At 72.8% G+C, this 18,655-nt stretch carries 14 protein-coding genes; 11 read left to right on the top strand and 3 right to left on the bottom strand.

Annotated features, from left to right (window positions below; genetic code table 11):
- The first annotated feature begins 121 nt into the window (after window positions 1-121).
- The 5 genes from OHQ87_RS09170 (at window position 122) to OHQ87_RS09150 (ending at window position 6,244) form a co-directional block, all read left to right on the top strand.
- Window positions 122-1,360, top strand: a complete 1,239-nt coding sequence (locus OHQ87_RS09170; RefSeq protein ID WP_328346850.1) for a helix-turn-helix domain-containing protein — start codon at window positions 122-124, stop codon at window positions 1,358-1,360.
- Between the two features lie 186 nt (window positions 1,361-1,546).
- Complete coding sequence (locus OHQ87_RS09165; protein WP_328346848.1) at window positions 1,547-1,714, top strand: hypothetical protein; 168 nt, start codon at window positions 1,547-1,549, stop codon at window positions 1,712-1,714.
- Complete coding sequence (locus OHQ87_RS09160; RefSeq protein WP_328346846.1) at window positions 1,704-2,903, top strand: helix-turn-helix domain-containing protein; 1,200 nt, start codon at window positions 1,704-1,706, stop codon at window positions 2,901-2,903. The genes OHQ87_RS09165 and OHQ87_RS09160 overlap by 11 nt, the downstream gene beginning before the upstream one ends.
- Window positions 2,904-3,061: 158 nt before the next feature.
- Window positions 3,062-4,789 carry a pectinesterase family protein gene (locus OHQ87_RS09155; RefSeq protein WP_328346844.1) on the top strand — a complete coding sequence of 576 codons (1,728 nt, stop codon included), beginning with the start codon at window positions 3,062-3,064 and terminating at the stop codon, window positions 4,787-4,789.
- A gap of 69 nt (window positions 4,790-4,858) precedes the next feature.
- Window positions 4,859-6,244: a carbohydrate-binding protein gene (locus tag OHQ87_RS09150; protein WP_328346842.1), complete on the top strand. Its 1,386-nt coding sequence runs from the start codon at window positions 4,859-4,861 to the stop codon at window positions 6,242-6,244.
- A 146-nt stretch (window positions 6,245-6,390) separates the two neighbouring features.
- Here the strand turns inward: OHQ87_RS09150 and OHQ87_RS09145 are convergent, their stop codons facing one another.
- The 3 genes from OHQ87_RS09145 to OHQ87_RS09135 all read right to left on the bottom strand — a co-directional run bounded on the left by OHQ87_RS09145 (window position 6,391) and on the right by OHQ87_RS09135 (window position 12,292).
- Window positions 6,391-8,208 (bottom strand): right-handed parallel beta-helix repeat-containing protein, encoded by a 1,818-nt coding sequence (locus OHQ87_RS09145; RefSeq protein WP_328346840.1) that lies wholly within the window; start codon window positions 8,206-8,208, stop codon window positions 6,391-6,393.
- Window positions 8,209-8,419: 211 nt separating this feature from the next.
- Complete coding sequence (locus OHQ87_RS09140) at window positions 8,420-10,615, bottom strand: carbohydrate-binding module family 20 domain-containing protein (RefSeq protein ID WP_328346838.1); 2,196 nt, start codon at window positions 10,613-10,615, stop codon at window positions 8,420-8,422.
- A gap of 237 nt (window positions 10,616-10,852) precedes the next feature.
- On the bottom strand, window positions 10,853-12,292 hold the full coding sequence (locus OHQ87_RS09135) for a pectinesterase family protein (RefSeq protein ID WP_328346836.1): 1,440 nt from the start codon (window positions 12,290-12,292) through the stop codon (window positions 10,853-10,855).
- A gap of 203 nt (window positions 12,293-12,495) precedes the next feature.
- Here OHQ87_RS09135 and OHQ87_RS09130 point away from each other — a divergent pair, with 203 nt between their 5' ends.
- From OHQ87_RS09130 to OHQ87_RS09105, 6 genes are read left to right on the top strand one after another with little or no spacing between them, the layout of a single operon-like run.
- Window positions 12,496-13,428: an STM4015 family protein gene (locus tag OHQ87_RS09130; protein ID WP_328346834.1), complete on the top strand. Its 933-nt coding sequence runs from the start codon at window positions 12,496-12,498 to the stop codon at window positions 13,426-13,428.
- Window positions 13,429-13,434: 6 nt separating this feature from the next.
- The gene (locus OHQ87_RS09125; protein WP_328346832.1) at window positions 13,435-14,385 is read left to right on the top strand and encodes an STM4015 family protein; all 951 of its coding nucleotides are present in this window, start codon (window positions 13,435-13,437) and stop codon (window positions 14,383-14,385) included.
- 1 nt (window position 14,386) lies between these two features.
- The gene (locus OHQ87_RS09120) at window positions 14,387-15,484 is read left to right on the top strand and encodes an STM4014 family protein (RefSeq protein WP_328346830.1); all 1,098 of its coding nucleotides are present in this window, start codon (window positions 14,387-14,389) and stop codon (window positions 15,482-15,484) included.
- Window positions 15,472-16,275, top strand: coding sequence for an STM4013/SEN3800 family hydrolase (locus tag OHQ87_RS09115; protein WP_328346828.1), 804 nt, complete (start codon window positions 15,472-15,474; stop codon window positions 16,273-16,275). The genes OHQ87_RS09120 and OHQ87_RS09115 overlap by 13 nt, the downstream gene beginning before the upstream one ends.
- A complete protein-coding gene (locus OHQ87_RS09110; RefSeq protein WP_328346826.1) occupies window positions 16,269-17,597 on the top strand; it encodes an STM4012 family radical SAM protein in 1,329 nt (442 codons plus the stop codon). The genes OHQ87_RS09115 and OHQ87_RS09110 overlap by 7 nt, the downstream gene beginning before the upstream one ends.
- Window positions 17,594-18,616, top strand: coding sequence for an STM4011 family radical SAM protein (locus OHQ87_RS09105; RefSeq protein WP_328346824.1), 1,023 nt, complete (start codon window positions 17,594-17,596; stop codon window positions 18,614-18,616). The genes OHQ87_RS09110 and OHQ87_RS09105 overlap by 4 nt, the downstream gene beginning before the upstream one ends.
- The last annotated feature ends 39 nt before the right edge of the window (window positions 18,617-18,655 follow it).

Raw genomic sequence — 18,655 nt, 5'->3', positions numbered from 1 at the left:
AGAGGATGGACGCGGAGGGTAGGCACCCGGACACTTCCTGCGCTCGACGCTGGGTGTACCGTCCGAACTGGCAGCCACCGGGCGAGGCTGGCGGCTGCTCGTTGCGTTGGCGGGAGAGGCCATGGCCATACCGACGGTGGGTGAGCGGCTCGCGGGAATCCGGCGTGAGTCGAGGCTGACCCAGGAGCAGCTTGCCGAGCGGTCGGGCGTCAGCGTCGAGGTGATCCGGAAGCTGGAGCAGGGCAGCCGCGGTGCGGCCCGACTCGACACGCTGCATGCCCTCGCCCGCGCCCTGGAGGTGTCGACGTCCGCGCTGCTGGGTGACGCGTCACAGGCCGCCGCGCAGGGCGAGCCGGGTCACCGGCAGTTGTCGTTGGCGGAGATCCGCCGCGTGGTGGCCCCGGTGCGTGGGATCGACGGCACTCCCCTCGTGCTACCGATGGACGAGCCGCCCGACCTCGACACGCTGCGCCGGAACCTGCACGCCGCCGATCGGGTATACAACGCCGGTGACTATGCGGTCGCGCTGCGGGTGGTGCCGCCGTTGCTGGTGAACGTGCACGCCGCCGTCGGTCTTGCGGGCAGCGAGCGGCAGGATGCCGCGTATGACCTGCTGGCCCGCACCCAGCACGTGGCGGGTGGTCTCCTGATCCAACTGCGGGCCGACGACCTGGCGCAGACGGCGTTGTCGGGAGCGCTCGACGCCGCCCGGCGGTCCGGGGACCGGGTGGTGGCTGCCACAGTCATCCGGACGATGTGCTGGCTGCTGATGCGCCAGGGACGTATCGGTGAGTCGGCCGAGTTGGCAGTGGCGACCGCCGACGAGGTGGAGCCGCGACTGTCCCGGGCAACCCCGGCCGAGCTGGCCGGCTGGGGGTGGCTGCTGCTGAGTGCCGCCGCCGCGCAGGCGAGGGACAACCGACCGGACGAGGCGGCGGACCTGATCGGCGTCGCCGCTGCCGCCGCGGCACGGATCGGCGAGCGGGTGCCGGCGTCGGATCACCTGATGCTGGTGGGCGGCTTCGACACCGCCAAGGTGCAGATGCAGCGGGCGGAGGCCGCGGCCGTGGCGGGGGACGCGGGCCGGGTGCTGGAACTGTCGGCCCTGGTGCCGCCCGTGCCCACCATCAGCACCTCGGCCTGGCGGCGGCATCGACTCGATCTGGCCTGGGCCTATGCGCAGTTGCGGCGGTATGGAAAGGCGACGGCGGTGCTGTCGCAGTTGCGGGACACCGCGCCCACCTGGCTGCGGCAGCAGCGGTACGCGGGGGACATCGTGGACACCATCGTCGCGGGTCGCCGTCGCGCGATGACTGACGAGTTGGCGGAGCTGACCAAGCTGATGGACGGCGCACGCTGACTGGTACGGCGCGTCCGAGGTGGCGAGAAGCGATCTACGAATCGCACCATTCGCACCTGTGAAACTACCCTGAGTCACTACAGCCTGTGTTTCGGTCACCTGCTCGTTGAAGTGGGTGACCGACGCAGGACGCGGCGTGATGTCATTCCAGGAGCGTGCCGCCGCGCCCCTATCGATGGAGGCAGCATGCGGGATCAGGGCGACAAGCCGGTGGCGAGCCGGGGTGAGCAGATCCAGGCGGCGGAACATGAGGAAGCAAAGCAGCGGCTTCTCGCGCAGGCCGAGGCCGAACGGATACCGGCCGAGGAGACCACCCGGGCGGTGCCCGACCGGCGGTGGCGTCGTGGACAGTAGCGAGGTGTTGCCGGTGGGTCGGCGGGTGGCGTACTGGCGGGGGCGGCGCAACCTGTCGCAGCAGGTGTTCGCCGACCGGCTGGGCAAGTCGAAGAGCTGGGTGGACAAGGTGGAGCGGGGTGTCCGCACACTGGACAAGATGTCGACGCTCCAGGAGATCGCCGCCGTGCTGCGGATCGATCCGGCGGTGCTGCTCGGTCGGGACGTACAGCCGGCCGAGGTGACCGGGCGGGCCGCGGACGTCGCGCGGATCCGGGTGGCCCTGTCCCGGTACGACGTTCCGCTGGCCCGACCGGCGGGCGGGCGGCCGGTGCCGCCCGTCGGCCAGGTGGCGCGGCAGGTCGCACACGCCTGGACGACCTTCCAGCATGCCCGGTACCCCGAGCTGGCAGCTCTGCTGCCTGGGCTGCTGGCCGACGTCGAGCGCAGCCACGCGGCGGATCCGGCGGGTCGGGCGGCACTTGTGGAGACGTACCGGATCACCGCATCGCTGCTGGTCAAACTGGCCGTACCGGACCTGGCCTGGCTGGCGGTGGACCGGGCGATGAGCGCCGCCGCCGGTGACCCGGCCCTGGTCGCCGCCGCAGCGGTGCAGCTCGGCCAGGTGCTGCGCGCGTCCGGCCAGGCCCGGGTGGCGAAGTCGGCGATGCTGGCTGCCGCGTACCGGATCGCCCCGCCGGAGATCGAAGGCGGCGCACCCGCGGAGCTGTCCCTGTGCGGGACGCTGCTCCTCCAGGCGGCCATGGCTGCCGCCAGCCACGGGGACGGCGCGGCGGTGGTCGACCTGCTCGACGAGGCCGCCACCCTGGCCGCCCCCGTCGGCGACGGGCAGGACCACCACCGGACCGGCTTCGGGCCGACCGCCGTGGCGGTGGCGCGAGCCGCCGCCGCTGTCGAACTGGGCGACACCCACGGCGCGGTGACCCGGCACGAGGAGGTCACCCGGCGCGACGGCTGGCGGTGGCTACCCGTCGAGCACCGGGCCGCGCACCTGGTCGACGCGGCCCGCGCCTACCTCCAGGGTGCGGACCCGGTCAGCGCAGGCCGGGTCCTGGTCGACGCGGACCGGATCGCCCCCGCCGAGATCCGCCACCGGCCGGCGGGCCGGGACGTGCTCGCCCGGGTCGCCCGGGAGCCCGCCGCCCCGGCGAGCCTCGTCCGCCTCGCCGCCGCCCTCGGCGCGGGCTGAGGAAGACCTCCCAGCAGGAGCGTGCAGGCCCTGGACGGCATCTCTCCCCCGACCCCGAACGCATTGACAGTCGTGCGTGGGCGGGGTTACGGTGCGCCAGGAAAGCGCTTTCACGCACCGTTGCCCACCTCCACCCCGTCCCCGGAGGTTCATCCGCCATGCGCAGAAGCCGCCGCCTGCTCGCCGCCGCCGTCGCGGCGCTCACCACCACGCTGCTGGCCCTCACCCCGCTCGGCGGGGCACAGGTCGCCCACGCCGCCACCCTGTTCAGCGACGACTTCTCCGGCGGCGACCTCGCCGGCTGGTCGCGGTCCGGCGGCACCTGGTCGGTGGTCTCCGACGACAGCCCGGCGTTGCAGCAGGCCAGGGACGGCACCGACGCCCGACTCTTCGCCGGCGACGCGTCCTGGGCCGACCAGGCCGTCCAGGCCCGGGTGAAGCCGCTGACGCTGCCCGGCAACGGCCTGGTCGCGCTGCTCGCCAGGGCCAGTGGCGCGACGAGCTACTACCGGCTCGCCGTGCTCCCCGGCGACCAGGTCCGGCTGGAAGCGGTACGCAGCGGCCGGGTCACCCCGCTGGGCACGGTGTCCCACCCGGTGACGGTGGGGAGCTGGCACACCCTGCGGATCGAGGTGGCCGGCACGGTGGTACGCGGCTGGGTCGACGGCGTCCCGGTCGGCACCGGCACCGGCACGCTGACCGCGACCGGCCGGATCGGCGTACAGACCGCGTACGCCACCGCCCGGTTCGACGACGTGGTGGTGACCCGGGGCGACACCGCCCCGACCAGCGCGCCGCCGACCCCCACCGCCACCCCGACCGTCGCCTCGCCGAGCCCGACGGCCTCGCCGACGGACACCGCGCCGCCCAGCAGCCCGCCACCGACCAGCCCGACGCCCACGCCGACCGGCACCGCGCCGGGCGACGGGTCCTCGGTGGTCGCCCCGGACGGCAGCGGGGACTTCACCAGCGTGCAGGCGGCGGTGGACGCGGTGCCGACGGGCAACACCCGCCGACACACCATCACCATCGAGCCGGGCACCTACCGCGAGGTGGTGTCGGTCCCGGCCGACAAGCCGTACGTGTCGTTCGTCGGGTCGACAGGTGACGCCCGCGACGTGGTCATCGTCTACGACAACGCCTCGGGCACCCCGAAGCCGGGCGGCGGCACCTACGGCACCTCGGGCAGCGCCACGGTGACCGTCGACGGCAACGACTTCACCGCCCGGCACCTGACCTTCGCCAACGACTTCGACGAGGCGGCGCACGACTACAGCGCCGAGCAGGCGGTGGCCGTGCTCACCCGGGCCGACCGGCTGGTCTTCGACGACGTGCGGTTCCTCGGCAACCAGGACACGCTCTACCACAACAGCGCCAGCGTCGACGCAGTCGGCCGGGCGTACTTCCGCGACTGCTACGTCGAGGGCGACGTCGACTTCGTCTTCGGCCGGGGCACCGGGGTCTTCGACCGCTGCGAGATCCGGTCGCTCGACCGGGGTTCGACGAGTAACAACGGGTACGTCACCGCCCCGTCCACCATGATCGGCAACCCGTACGGCCTGCTCTTCACCGGTTGCACGCTGACCACCGACTCGGCGGCGGCGCAGAGCGTGCACCTGGGTCGGCCGTGGCACCCGAGCGGGAACGTCGACGCGATCGGGCAGGCGGTGTTCCGCGACAGCGTTCTCGGCGCGCACGTGAAGGACTCCCCGTGGAGCGACATGTCCGGCTTCTCGTGGCGTGACGCCCGGTTCTTCGAGTACCGCAACAGCGGCCCCGGGTCGACGGTCACCACCGACCGGCCACAGTTGACCGACGCGCAGGCCTCGACCTACACCCCGCAGCGGTACCTGGCCGGCACGGACGGCTGGAACCCGGTCCCCTGACCGGCAGTCAGGCATTTACTTTTAACAAAGTTAACTGATAACCTCCCGCCATCGACGAGGAGGTATGTCATGCGACTTCGACCTGCGACGACGGCCGTGCTGGCCGGTGCGGTACTGCTCGCCGCCGCACTGCCCGTCACGAACGGTTTCGCCGCGCCGACCACCACCACGGGTAACGCCGGCGCCCTGGTGGCCTGCTCCGCACCGGCCTGGGCCGAGGGCGTCAGCTACCCGGCCGGCACCCGGGTCAGCTATCTCGGCCGTCTCTACGAGTCGCTGGTCACCCACACCCCGCCGGCCGGCGCCGGCTGGAACCCGGCCGCCGTCCCCGCGCTCTGGCGTGACCTGGGCGCCTGCACCGGCACCCCCTCCCCCACCCCGTCACCCACCGTCGTCCCCACCCCGTCGCCGACCCCCACCGCCACGCCCACCCGCCCGCCGACCCCGACATCCACACCCACCGCCACCCCCGGCACGACGACACCGCCGCCCGACGGCACGGGCTGCGCGCTGAAGCCCCGGCCGACCGGCAAGGTGCTCCAGGGCTACTGGGAGAACTGGGACGGCGCGGCGAACGGCGTCCACCCGCCGCTGGGCTGGATCCCCCTCACCGACGCGCGGATCACCGGACACGGCTACAACGTGGTCACCGCCGCCTTCCCGGTGATCCGCGCCGACGGCACGGTGCTGTGGGAGGACGGCATGGACGCCACCGTCAGGGTGCCCACCCCCACCGAGATGTGCCAGGCCAAGGCCGCCGGTCTGACCGTCCTGCTGTCGATCGGCGGGGCCACCGCCGGCATCGACCTCGGCTCGGCGGCCGTCGCCGACCGGTTCGTCGCCACCGTGGTGCCGATCCTCAAGCGGTACCACTTCGACGGCATCGACATCGACATCGAGACCGGGCTGACCGGCAGCGGGGACATCACCCGGCTGTCCACCTCGCAGGCGAACCTGGTCCGCATCATCGACGGCGTGCTGGCCCAGATGCCGGCCGGCTTCGGCCTGACCATGGCCCCGGAGACCGCGTACGTAACCGGCGGCAGCGTCACCTACGGCTCCATCTGGGGCGTGTACCTGCCGGTCATCAAGCGGTACGTCGACAACGGACGGCTCTGGTGGCTCAACATGCAGTACTACAACGGCAGCATGTACGGCTGCGCCGGTGACTCGTACCCCGCCGGGACGGTGGCCGGCTTCACCGCGCAGACCGACTGCCTCAACGCCGGCCTGGTCGTCCAGGGCGTCACCATCCGGGTCCCGTACGACAAGCAGGTGCCCGGCCTGCCCGCGCAGCCCGGTGCCGGCGGCGGCTACCTGGCACCGGCCTCGGTGGCCCAGGCGTGGAACACCTACCGGGGTGGCCTGAAGGGGCTGATGACCTGGTCGGTGAACTGGGACGGGTCCAAGGGCTGGACGTTCGGCGACAACGTCCGCACCCTCCAGGGACGCTGAGCCCCGCCTCAGGGACACCGGCCGACCGCGCCGCCCCTACCAGGTGGCCCCGACCACGCCGACCGGAACCGGTGGACCGGTCCCGGTCGGCGGGCGGGGCGGCCGGGCTCCCGACGGTGCGGGCGGGGGCACGGCCGACAGGTGACTCAGAGTCGGGCGCCCACGTCGGCACCGTTGGCCGGGCGCAGGAAGTTAGACGGCGGGATGGACCCGTCGGCCGCCCGGGGACCGGTGATGGTCGACGGGTCGGTGCCGGCCAGCGGCCAGCTGCCGCCGAGGTTCCAGGAGTTGTCGGCCCCGGTCGAGGAGCCGAGCGACACGTCAGGGGTGTTGCCGACCGCCAGGTTGCGGCGGAGCTGGGAGGTCGAACGGGACACGTCGAAGCCGGCTTTGCCGTTGCGCCACGCGGTGTTGCGCTCGAAGACCAGCGTGCCGGGGTTGCCGTTGTCGATGAATCCGCCGGCCGAGTTGCCCCAGGCCATGCTGTTGCGGGTGACATGGTCGACGGCCGGACGCGGGTCGTTGCCGCCACCGTGCTTGAAGCCGTTGCCGTCCCCGGCGTAGTCGGGCAGGTTCCAGTAGTTGTAGCCGTTGTCGTAGGCGGCACTGTCCTCGATCAGGATCGGCGACAGGAAAAGCCAGGCGTCGAACCCGTCGTCGGAGTTGCGCCAGAGCCGCGCGCCGCGCACCACGTTGCCGGTGCCGGAGCCCTCCTTGATGGCCAGCCCGTCGGCGCTCTCGCCGTTCTTGCGGGGGTCGCGGTTGCCGTAGCTGTCCAGGTCGATGATCTGGTTGTCGCTGGACGCGCCCTGCAGGTGCAGCCCGGACTCGTAGTTGTCCCTGGTGATCAGGCGCTCGTAGCTGCCGTGGTTGGTGTCGACGCCGAAGATCCCGTACGGACCGTGGACGATCTCCAGGCCGACGAACCGCCACCAGTCGCCCTCGACGTGCAGCGCACCCCGGTCGGCCCGGGGGATGCTGGAACCCACCGCGCCCGGGGTGTACGGCATGTTCTCGCCGTCGATCACCACCTTCTCCCCCTGGTAGCCGGTGAGGGTGATCGGTTGGCCCGGGGTGCCGTCCTTGAGGATCTTGATGGTGCTGGTCGGCGCGTAGGTGCCGCCGCGTACCGCGATGGTGGTGCCGGGCTCGGCCAGGTCGTGCGCGCGCTGGATGGTGCGTAGCGGCCGGGCCGGCGTGCCGGGGTTGGCGTCGTCGCCGTCGGTGGCGACCACCAGTACGACGGCCCCGGCCGGCGGCGTGGTGGCCGGCGGGGTCACGGGCGGGGTGGTGGCCGGCGGGGTGGGGCTCGGTGGCGGGGTGTGGGTGGGGGCCGGCGGGATGTCGGCGTTCCTGACCAGGACGTCGTCGAAGGAGGCCGACGAGTACGCGGTCTGCAACCCGATCCGGCCGGCCCCGATCAGCGAGCTGGCGACCTCGCCGACGAAGACCCCGTCGACGCGGCCCCGCACGGTGCCGCCGGTGACCTCGACGGCGAGGGTGTGCCAGGTGCCGGTGGCCACGGGGTGGGAGATGCCGGCCAGCACGGTGACCGCGCCGCCGTTCACCGCCTGCAACTGCACCTGGTCGCCGGGCAGCAGCGCCAACCGGTAGTAGCGCGTCGACCCGGCCGCGCGGGCCAGCAGGCCGACCTGGCCGCCGGGGCCGAGGCTGAGCGGTTTCACCCTGGCCTGGACGAGGTAGTCGGTCCAGCCGGTGCTGCCGGTGAAGAGCCGGGCGTTCTCGCTGCCGACGTTCGACTGCCGGACGGCCGGGGACCCGTCGGTGACGACTCCCCAGGTGCCGCCCGACTTCGACCAGCCGGCGGTGTCCCCGTCGGTGAAGTCGTCGCTGAACAGGGTGGCGGCGGAGGCGGTGGCGACCGGTCCGACCAGGAGGGCGGTCACGGGAACGAGCACCGCGGCGAACAGCAGGGCCAGCCGACGCTGGCGGGACGGTCGCATGAGGCTGTACCTCCGACGGTGGGCGGTGGGGGTGGCGGCGGAGAGAAAGCGCTTTCCTGGACGATACGAGCATGCATCGACGTCCGTCAACCTCGTATCCCCGCCGATCCGGCCGTACCCCACCGCCGTCGGCGCCGGACCGGCGCCCCCGGCACCGACGGCGCGACGGCCGACCCCCGGGAAGGGGACCGGCCGCCGCACCCGCCCGACGTCACCGCCAGGTGTCGTTGGCGCTCCAGGCGCCGGTGGACCCGGTGGTGGCGCTGCGGTTGCCACCGGACTCCCAGGTCACCGTCCCGTCGGGGTTCTTCTTCAGGTACTTGTACTCGACAGTGGTGTTCGGCGGCAGGGTGACCGTGGCCCGCCACAGCGGGTAGGCGGCCGAGGAGAGCGCCACGGCGTTGGCCGGGTTCCACGAGCCCAGCGCCGCGATGCTGCCCACCAGGTAGACGTTCTGCCCGTACGAGGTGGTGGCGTTGACGGTGAACGACGCGCCCGCCGCGGTGCCGGCCGGGTCACCCCGGAAGGTGTCGGTGACCGTCGCGGTGCCGCCGGTCGGCGTGGTCAGCGTCCGGTTGCTCCCCGACTCCCAGGTCACCGCGCCGGCCGTGGTCTTCTTGACGAACTTGAACTCCACAGTGGTGGCCGCCGGCAGGTCGACCACCGCCCGGTAGACCCCACCGCCCTGGGCGGTCAGCCTGACCGCGCCGGCCGGGGTCCACGAACCCAGCGCCGGGACGCTGCCCACCACGTAGGCGTCCTGGTCACCGGCGAGGGACGCGGTGACGGTGAAGGTGGTGGCGACCGTACCGGCGGGGGCGGTCGGGGTCGGCGTGGCGGTGGGCGTGGGTGTCGCGGTCGCGGTGGGCGTCGGCGTGCTGCCGCCCTTCGCGTTGACGTGCAGCGCCACCGCGCCGTTGGCGGGGATCTGCACGGTGGCCCGGCCGCCGGTGACGGTCACCGTCGTTGCGGTGCAGCCGGCCGCGCCGCGCGCCCCCGAGATCACGTCGCAGTACGACCCGTCGGCCAGGCCGGTGGTGAAGGTGGCGGTGCTGGCCGAACCGGAGTCGTTGATCCCGATCCAGGCCCGGTCGCCCCGGTGGAAGCCGATGACGTTGCTGTTCACCACGGTGAAGTCGGAGACGGTCCGGACCGACCTCGCGGCGTTCGCCCAGCCGACCATGCCCTTGATCCCGGTGGACCGGGTCAGGCAGTTCCAACTGCTGCCGCAGACGGCGTCGGCGACGAAGCCGTTGCCGTCGGCAGGCGGCGACTGGTTGCGGTTGGACCAGGAGAAGCTGTCGTAGACCGACGGCTTGCCGTGCGGGTAGGCAAGCGCGAAGTAGTTGGCCAGGACGTAGTCGCTGCCGTCGCGGTAGGACAGCACCACCCCGTCGCGCTCCAGGTCGTGGTTGGTGACCATGGCGAACACGTTCGCGCTCGGCGCGTCGAGATTCCAGCTCCCGACGTTGGCCAGGTTGGCGATCGAGCCCTGGAAGGCCGACTTCAGGCCCTTGGCGTACCCGAAGTCGAGCACGTCGCCGTTGCCGATGAAGGCGCGGGCCTTGAGAGCGTCGTTACCGGCGCCGTCGAAGATCTCCTGGGCGACGTACGGACGCTTGTTCTCGGCGGTGGTGTTGCGCAGCTTGCCGAGGATCGCGGCGAAGTCGTCCTTCTTGACGTGCTTGACCGCGTCCACCCGGAAGCCGTCGACGCCGAGGCCGATCAGGTCGTTGAGGAAGCCGGCGATCTTGGTGCGGACGCTGTCCTTCTCGGTGTAGAGGTCGGTCAGGGACAGCAGCTCGCAGCTGGTCACCTGGGCCTCGTTGTTCCAGTCGTTGATCGCGCCGGAGGTCGGGCAGTTGTCACCCGGGCGGTGGAAGTCGCCGGTGCCGTAGGGCACGGCGGGGAAGCTGTAGCCGGGTCCGGAGAAGTCGGTGCCGGCGTAGCCGACTACCGACTCGGGGTTGTTGGCGCCGGCCATGTGGTTGACCACCGCGTCGACGTACACCCGCACGCCGGCGTCGTGGCAGGTGGTGACCATGTCGGCGAACTGCTGGCGGGTGCCGAACCGGCTCTCCAGCCGGTAGGAGACCGGCTGGTACACCTCGTACCACGGGTGTACGCCGTCGGGGCTGGTGGGCAGGCTGACCGACTCCTGCGGCGGGGCGACCTGGACCGCGCCGTAGCCGGCCGGGCCGAGGTGGTCGGTGCAGGCCGAGGCGACGGAACGCCAGTTCCATTCCCAGAGGTTGGCGGTGACCTCGCTGTCGTTGAGGGCGACGGCGGCGGTCGCGGGGGCGGCGGCCGGCAGCGCGCTCAGCGCGGCGAGGGAGGAGGCGGTGACAGCGAGGGCGAGGAGACCCCGTCGCAGACGGGTTCCCCGGGGGACGCGGGGTGTGGACATCAGGAGTGGACCTGCTTCCGGGGGTCGAAGAGGCACTGGTGGGTGTGGACGACTGTCCGGTGGAGAAGACGATGCAGGACGCCTGCAAGATCCTGCAATACCTTGCAGCAAGGTTTCTGCAATCCCTCGGAACCATCCACACCCACCCACTGCCAACCCCGGCTCGACGCGTTGATCAAGAGGTTCACGTCATCCACCGTGATCAACTTGACGTAAACCTCTTGATCAACGGCTCTGTTAGAGGGGGTTCCAGCCGTCGGTGCCGGCCAGGTAGCGCTGCGGGGTGTAGGTGGTGGCCTGGGCGTCGGTGAGCTGGGGGCGGTTGCCGTTCGTGCCGGCGCCGGGGCCGGTGTTGCGGTACTCGCGGAAGCGGGCGTTCTGCCAGACGTTGCCGGACATGTCGATCCAGGGCTGGGCGGTCTTCATGGTCGCGCTGAGCGACGACTCCCGGTAGAGGACCTGGGCGTCGGGCCCCCACGGACGACCGAGCTGGGTGGTGTTGTTCGTCGCTCCGGTGATCGTCGAGCGGTAGATCAGCATCCCGTACGTCTTGCTGGCCGGTGTCCGGGCGGCGGTGATCGGCCCGCCCGTCGACCGCTTCTCGTAGATCGAGGTGCTGTCGATGACGATCGTGCCACCGCCGAAGATGAAGTCGACGGTGCCCTCCACGTAGGAGTTGACCACGTACGCCCGGGTCTTGTCGTTGACCAGGAAGGTGTCCTGGTCACCGAGCAACCGGACGTTGCGCAGCACCGCCCGGTCGGCGTTGAGGTGCAGCGCGACCGCCTGCTGGTCGACCCCGGAGGAGTTCTCCACGAAGTCGTTGGAGATGGTGAGGTTCTCGGCGACGAAGTTCGCGCCGTCGACGAACATGCTGGCGCTGTTGAAGGTGCCGTAGGTCGTCCCGTCCGGCTTCCGGGTGCCGGCGGAGTTGTGGTAGACGAGCACCACGTTCGACGGCGACGAGCCGAGCCCGCGCAGGGTGATGTTGGGCTTGTTCGAGGCCACCCGGACGACCTCGCGGTAGGTGCCGGCCTTGATGGTGATGGTGACCCGGCTCGAACTGTTCGCCGGCACGGCGTCGATGGCGGCCTGGACCGTGCGGTACCTGCCGCTGCCGTCCGCCGCCACCGTCGGCGTCTCCGTCGCCGGGGGCGTGGTCGGCGGCGGGGTGGTCACCGGCGGCGTCGTCGGGGGTGGCGTGGTCGGGGGCGCAGTGGTCACCGGCGGGGTGGTGGGCGGCGCAGCCGTGGTGGGGGTGGTCGATCCGGTGCAGGCGGTGCCGTTGAGCGTGAAGGCGGTGGGGCTGGGGTTGCTGCCGGTCCAGGTGCCGTTGAACCCGACGTCGATGCTGCCGTTGGTGGCGATGGCGGCGTTGTAGTCGAGGTTGGTGGCGACCACGTTGCCGCTGGCCGGGCTCGCGGTGAAGCCCCAGGCGCTGGTGACGGTCTGCCCGGCCGGGAAGGTCCAGCCGAGACGCCAGCCGTCGACGGGGTCGCCCAGATTCTTGATGGTGATGGCGGCGGTGAAGCCGCCGGCCCACTGCGCGCCGACCTGGTAGGTGACCTGACAGCCGGCGGCGGCCTGGGCCGAGACGGCGGTGACGACACCGGCGACGAAGGTGGTGGTGACGGCGGTGGCGACGATGGACGCCGCCCGCCGGGTGCGATTTCTCACGAGAGGACTCCCCGGGTATCCGAGCATGGACAGCCGTGGGAGCGCTGACACGACAGTTGCACACCCGGCCCTGTCTGTAAAGCGTCACCGGCCGGGCACACCCGGTGGCCCGCGGACGATCCGGCTCCACCGGCGCTGATCATCTTGTCGGGCGGCCCTGTTACGGTCGCGCCGCTGTCGCACCAGTCGAGCCGGAGGTAGGCGTGATCCGTTCGCACATGTCGTCGTTCGCCGGAATGCCGGTGGTCCCCTTCACACCGGGGATGACGCTGCCCGACGACCCGTCGGCCGTCGCCTGGCGGCTGGAGGTCGAGGACTTCGAGGCCGACCCGGAGGAGTTCGCCGGCCTGGTCGCGGCGCTGCGGGCGGAGGTTCCCGGCGAGGCGGTCCGCGCGCTGGTCGTCGGCGAGTGGGGCTCGGCGTACGAGCGGGCACTGCCTGTCGACCTGCTGGCCGACGCGGCGAAGGACTGGACCGCCCTGCGCGCGGTGTTCCTGGCCGACCTGGTCAGCGAGCAGTGCGAGATCTCCTGGCTCACCCACGGCGACCTCACCCCGCTGCTGACCGCCTACCCCGAGCTGGAGGTGCTGTGGGTACGCGGGGGCAACGAGCTGAGCCTGCAACCGGTCCGGCACACCCGGTTGCGGGAGCTGGGCTTCCAGACCGGCGGCCTGCCGGCCGGGGTGACCCGCGCGGTGGGCGACTGCGACCTGCCCGCGCTGCGCCGGCTCGACCTGTGGCTGGGCCGGCAGGACTACGGCGGCGACACCGGCACCGATGATCTGGCCGCCATCCTGGCCGGTGACCGGTTGCCGGCGCTGCGGCACCTGGCGGTCTGCAACGCCGAGTTCGCCGACCTCGTCGCGCAGGCGGTGTCCGCCGCCCCGGTGGTGGCCCGGCTGGAGGTGCTCGACCTGTCGATGGGGGTGCTGACCGACCCCGGCGCCGAGGCGCTGCTGGCCGGGCAGCCGCTGACCCACCTGCGCCGCCTCGACCTGCACCACCACTTCCTCTCGCCCGAGGTCGCACAGCGGCTGGTGGACGCGCTGCCCGGCGTCCAGGTCGACCTGGACGACCCGCAGACGCCCGACGAGTACCACGGCACGATCTACCGGTTCACCGCGGTCGGGGAGTGAGCGCCGATGAGCTTCGGTTCCCACGCAGAGACGTTCGCCGGCCGGCCGGTGGTCGAGTTCCCCGCCGACGGGCCGCTGCCCGTCGTCAACGGCGAGGTCTGCTGGCGGATCGCCGACTGGCACTTCGACGGGAACACCCGGCAGGACACCCTGTCGGCGCAGTTCCGGGACCGGTTCGACCGGTTCGTCGAGCAGGTCGGTGACCGTGTCGAGGCGCTGGTCGTCGGGGCCTGGGGATACGCGGCGTTCCACCACGCCCCGATCGCCCAGCTCTGCGCGGCGGCCCCCCGGTTGCCCCGGCTGCGGGCCCTGTTCCTCGGCGACATGACCTCCGAGGAGTGCGAGGTCTCCTGGATGCGGGTCGGCGACGTCAGCCCGTTGCTGACCGCGTACCCGCAGTTGGAGGTGCTGCGGGTACGCGGCGGGGAGGACTTCACCTTCTCCCCGGTGCGCCACGACCGGCTGCGCAGGCTGTCCGTGCAGACCGGTGGGCTGTCCCGGGAGTTCGTCGGCGCGGTGCTCAGCTCGGAGCTGCCCGCGCTGACCGACCTGGACCTGTGGCTCGGCACCGACGACTACGGCGGGAACACCACCGTGGCCGATCTGGAACCACTGCTGGCCGGCAAGGTCTTCCCGGCGCTGCGCCGGCTCGGGCTGCGTAACGCCGACATCACCGACGATCTCGCCGCCGCGCTCGCCACCGCCGCCGTGGTGCCCCGGCTGGAACGGCTCGACCTGTCGTTGGGCACCCTCGGCGACGACGGGCTCGCCGCGCTGCTGGCCGGGCAGTCCCTGACCCACCTGACCGCCCTCGACCTGCACCACCACTACCTGTCGGAGGAGGCCGCCAACCGGGTGGTCGCCGCGTTGCCCGGCGTCGAGGTCGACGTCTCCGAGCCGCAGGAGCCGGACGAGGACGACGGCGAACTCCTGCGCTACACGGCGGTGTCGGAGTGACATGCGACTGACCGTGGTGGGCAACCCCGACAACCGGCGGGTCGCGCTGTTCCGGCGGGCCGTGCGCGACGCGGGGTTGCCCGATCCGGCGGTGCTGCCCTGGGCGCGGGTGCTCACCGGGGCAGCCCCGCCGGACGTCGACACCCTGGTCCGGGTCGACTCCCCCGGCGAGGACGCGGAGGTGGACCGGCTGCTGCGCGGGGCGGCCACCCAGGCAAGGCACGGTGAGCTGGTCGGCCTCGCCGACACGTACGCCGGGCTGGTGGCCGGGATGGGCCGGGTGGCCGCCGGCGGCGCGACGCTGCTCAACCACCCGGACGACGTGGCGGTGCTGTGCGACAAGCGGCGTTGTCACGCGCTGCTGTCGGCGGCCGGGGTGCCGGTGCCGGCGGCGCTGCCCCCGGTGGAGGGCTATCCGCAGATGCGGGCGGCGATGGCGGCGGCCGGCTGGAGCCGGGTGTTCGTCAAGCCGGCGCACGGCTCGTCGGCGGCCGGGGTGATCGCCCTCGCGGTCGGGCCGCGCCGGGTGCAGGCGGTCACCACGATCGAGACCACCCCGGACGGGTTGTTCAACTCGTTGCGGCTGCGCCGTTACGACGACGAGACGACCGTGGCGGCGCTCGTCGACCGGCTCGCCCCGCAGGGGCTGCACGTGGAGCGGTGGCTACCCAAGGCCGGGCTGGCCGACCGGGTGGTCGACCTGCGGGTGGTGGTGGTCGCCGGTCGGGCCACCCACGCCGTGGTCCGGGCCGCCCGGGGACCACTGACCAACCTGCACCTGGGCAACGCGCGGGGCGACCTGGACGCGCTGCGGGCGGCGGCCGGGCCGACGGCCTGGGCGGCGGCGATGCGGACCTGCGAACGGGCGGCGGCCTGCTTCCCCCGGTCGCTGCACGTCGGGGTGGACCTGATGTTCCTGCTGGGTTGGCGGCGGCACGCGGTCGCCGAGGTCAACGCGTTCGGCGACCTGCTACCCGGGGTGCTGGCCGACGGCCGGGACACCTATGCCGAGCAGGTGCACGCGCTGACCAGCGGCCGGTGGGACCGGTGGCGGGCCACCGTGGCGGCGGAGCGGGAGACGGTGGGATGCGTACGCTGATCGGCAGTCACGACATCTGCCTGCTCACCCTGGACACCTTGCGCTTCGACGTGGCGTCCGAGCTGGCCGGGGCGGGGCGGACACCCAGGCTGGCCCGGGTGCTGCCGGGTGGGCGGTGGGAGCGACGGCACTCCCCCGCCAGCTTCACCTACGCCGCGCACCACGCCTACTTCGCCGGCTTCCTGCCCACCCCGGTCGGTCCGGGCCGGCACGAGCGGCTGTACGCGGCGGCGTTCCCGGGCAGCGAGACGGCCGGCGCCGACACCTGGGTCTTCGACGCCCCCGACCTGCCCACCGCGCTGGCCGGGGCCGGTTACCACACGCTCTGCCTGGGCGGGGTGGGCTTCTTCAACCGGCGCAGCCCGCTCGGATCGGTGCTGCCCGGCCTGTTCGCCGAGGCGCACTGGGAGCCGGCGTTCGGGGTCACCTCCCCCACCTGCCTGGACGCGCAGCTCGACCGGCTGGCCGAGGTGCTGCCCGGCCAGCCGCCCGACCGGCCGTTGTTCACCTTTCTCAACGTCGCCGCCCTGCACCAGCCCAACCGGCACCACCTGCCCGGTGCCGAGGACGACAGCCGGGACAGTCACGCCGCCGCCCTGGAGTACGTCGACTCCCGGGTCGACAGGCTGTTCGCCCTGCTCACCGGGCGGGGGCGACCGGTGTTCACGATCATCTGCTCCGACCACGGCACCGCGTACGGCGAGGACGGCCACACCGGCCACCGGATCGGCCACGACGTGGTGTGGACCGTCCCGTACGCCCACTTCACTCTGCGACCGGGGGAATGGTGACAAGCACCGGCACGGGCCTCGACGGCTCGCCGTACCAGCAGTACCTGTACGCGTACCCGCACAAGACCTCGTACCGGGCGCTGCGGCCCCGGCCGCTGCTGGCCGACGTGTGGCGGGCCGAGGCCCGGGACACGCTCTTCCTCTACGTGCACCTGCCGTTCTGCGAGATGCGCTGCGGCTTCTGCAACCTGTTCACCCGGGCCAACGCGCCGCAGGAGCAGGTGACGGCCTACCTGCGGCAGCTGCGCCGGCAGGCCGAGCGGGTCGCCGACGCGCTCGGCGACGACGCCGGGTACGCCCGGGTGGCGCTGGGCGGCGGCACCCCCACCTACCTGACCGCCGACGAGCTGACCGAGCTGTTCGACATCGTCACGGGCACCTCGGGGGCCCGGCTGCCGGGCGTACCGCTGTCGGTGGAGACCTCGCCGGCCACCGCGACGCCGGACCGGCTGGCGGTGCTGGCGGCGCACGGGGTCAGCCGGGTGAGCATCGGGGTGCAGAGCTTCCTCGACGTCGAGGCGCGGGCCGCCGGCCGGCCGCAGCGGCGCGACGAGGTGGAGGCGGCGCTCGGCGCGATCCGGGACGCGAGGGTCCCGGTGCTCAACATCGACCTGATCTACGGAATCGACGGGCAGACGGCGGCGACCTGGCGGGAGAGCCTGGACGCGGCGCTGGCCTGGCGGCCGGAGGAGCTCTACCTCTACCCGCTCTACGTACGCCCGCTGACCGGGCTGGGTCGGCGGGCGCACGGCCGGGCCGACTGGGACGCCCACCGGTCGGCCCTCTATCGGCAGGCGGTGGAGGTTCTCGGTGCGGCCGGCTACCGGCAGGAGTCGATGCGGCAGTTCCGCCGGGCCGACGTGCCGGATCCGGACGGGCCCGACTACTGCTGCCAGGACGACGGTATGGTCGGGCTCGGGTGCGGGGCGCGCTCCTACACCACCGCGCTGCACTACTCGTTCGACTACGCGGTCGGGGTGTCGCAGGTCCGGGCGGTGCTGGCCGACTACCTGGCCCGCCCGGCCGACGACTTCCGCCACGCCGAGTTCGGTTTCGCCCTCGACGGCGCCGAGCAGCGCCGCCGCTGGCTGCTCAAGTCGCTGCTGCGCGCCGAGGGGGTAGACGCGGCGGCCTACGCCGCCCGGTTCGGCCGGCCGCCGGCTGTGGACTTTCCCGAGCTGGGGCGGCTGGTCGCCCGGGGCTGGGCCGCCCCCGACGGGTTGCGGCTCACCGCGTCCGGGTTGGCCCGCTCCGACGCGATCGGCCCGTGGCTGACCTCCGCCCGGGTCCAGCAGGCGATGACCGGGTACGTGCCCCGGTGACTCCCGCCGCCCGGCCGCCGACGCCGTTGCCGCACCCCGCCGTCCGGTCGCCGACGCCGTTGCCAGATCCCGCCGTCCGGGCGCCGGCCACGCTGCCGGCGCACCCGACCGCGTCGCTGCCGGTGCGGCGGGACGAGCCGGTCGCGGAGCTGGCGGTGCTCTACCGGGGGCCGCTGGCGAGCTGCAACTACGACTGTCCGTACTGCCCGTTCGCCAAGCGGGTCGACCCACCGGAACTGCTGCGGGCGGACCGGACCGCGCTGGGGCGGTTCACCGACTGGGTGGCGGCCACCACCGACCTGCGGCTGTCGGTGCTGTTCACCCCGTGGGGCGAGGGGCTGACCCGCAGCTGGTACCGGGACGCCATGGTGTCGCTCTCCCACCTGCCGCACGTCGGGCGGGTGGTCATCCAGACCAACCTGGCCGCCCGGGTGGAGTGGCTGGCCGACGCCGACCGGGCGAGCGCGGCACTGTGGACGACGTACCACCCGGGGCAGGTCACCCGGGGCCGGTTCCTCGCCCGCTGCGCACGCCTGTCCGAGCTGGGCGTCCGCTACTCGGTCGGGGTGGTCGGCCTGCCCGACCACCTGGCCGAGGCGCGGGCGCTGCGCGCCGCCCTGCCCGACGGGGTCTACCTGTGGGTGAACGCCGCCGACGGGCACCGCTACTCCGCCGAGGAGGAGGCGACCTGGACGGCGCTGGACCCGTTGTTCGGCTGGAGTGTCCGCCCGCACCCGTCGCGCGACCGGCCCTGCCACGCCGGGGAGACGGCGATCTCCGTGCTCGGCGACGGCACGGTACGCCGCTGCCACTTCCGGCCCGCCCCGATCGGCAACCTCTACGACGGGTCGTGGCGGGCCGCCCTCAAACCCCGGGCCTGCGATGCCGCGCTCTGTGACTGCCACATCGGGTACGTCCATCTCAAGCCGCTCGGGCTGCGCGACGTGTTCGCCGGTGGGGTGCTGGAACGGATTCCGGCCGCCTGGCCGGTGCGGAGCGTGTCCGGCCCCGGTCGCTGAGGAGGGGTCACCGGCCGGTTCGTCCAGAGTGGACTTCCA

This window comes from Micromonospora sp. NBC_00421 (genome assembly GCF_036017915.1).
Taxonomy (GTDB): domain Bacteria; phylum Actinomycetota; class Actinomycetes; order Mycobacteriales; family Micromonosporaceae; genus Micromonospora.
The sequence above is the reverse complement of the archived record's forward strand: the minus strand, read 5'-3'. Positions and strand labels throughout refer to the sequence as shown.

Bases quoted from the DNA above. Each gene is read 5' to 3' on its own strand.
- OHQ87_RS09115 (WP_328346828.1), top strand. From the start codon at position 15,472: ATGCGTACGCTGATCGGCAGTCACGACATCTGCCTGCTCACCCTGGAC.
- OHQ87_RS09150 (WP_328346842.1), top strand. From the start codon at position 4,859: ATGCGACTTCGACCTGCGACGACGGCCGTGCTGGCCGGTGCGGTACTG.
- OHQ87_RS09110 (WP_328346826.1), top strand. From the start codon at position 16,269: ATGGTGACAAGCACCGGCACGGGCCTCGACGGCTCGCCGTACCAGCAG.
- OHQ87_RS09120 (WP_328346830.1), top strand. From the start codon at position 14,387: ATGCGACTGACCGTGGTGGGCAACCCCGACAACCGGCGGGTCGCGCTG.
- OHQ87_RS09155 (WP_328346844.1), top strand. From the start codon at position 3,062: ATGCGCAGAAGCCGCCGCCTGCTCGCCGCCGCCGTCGCGGCGCTCACC.
- OHQ87_RS09165 (WP_328346848.1), top strand. From the start codon at position 1,547: ATGCGGGATCAGGGCGACAAGCCGGTGGCGAGCCGGGGTGAGCAGATC.
- OHQ87_RS09140 (WP_328346838.1), bottom strand. From the start codon at position 10,615: ATGTCCACACCCCGCGTCCCCCGGGGAACCCGTCTGCGACGGGGTCTC.
- OHQ87_RS09125 (WP_328346832.1), top strand. From the start codon at position 13,435: ATGAGCTTCGGTTCCCACGCAGAGACGTTCGCCGGCCGGCCGGTGGTC.
- OHQ87_RS09145 (WP_328346840.1), bottom strand. From the start codon at position 8,208: ATGCGACCGTCCCGCCAGCGTCGGCTGGCCCTGCTGTTCGCCGCGGTG.
- OHQ87_RS09170 (WP_328346850.1), top strand. From the start codon at position 122: ATGGCCATACCGACGGTGGGTGAGCGGCTCGCGGGAATCCGGCGTGAG.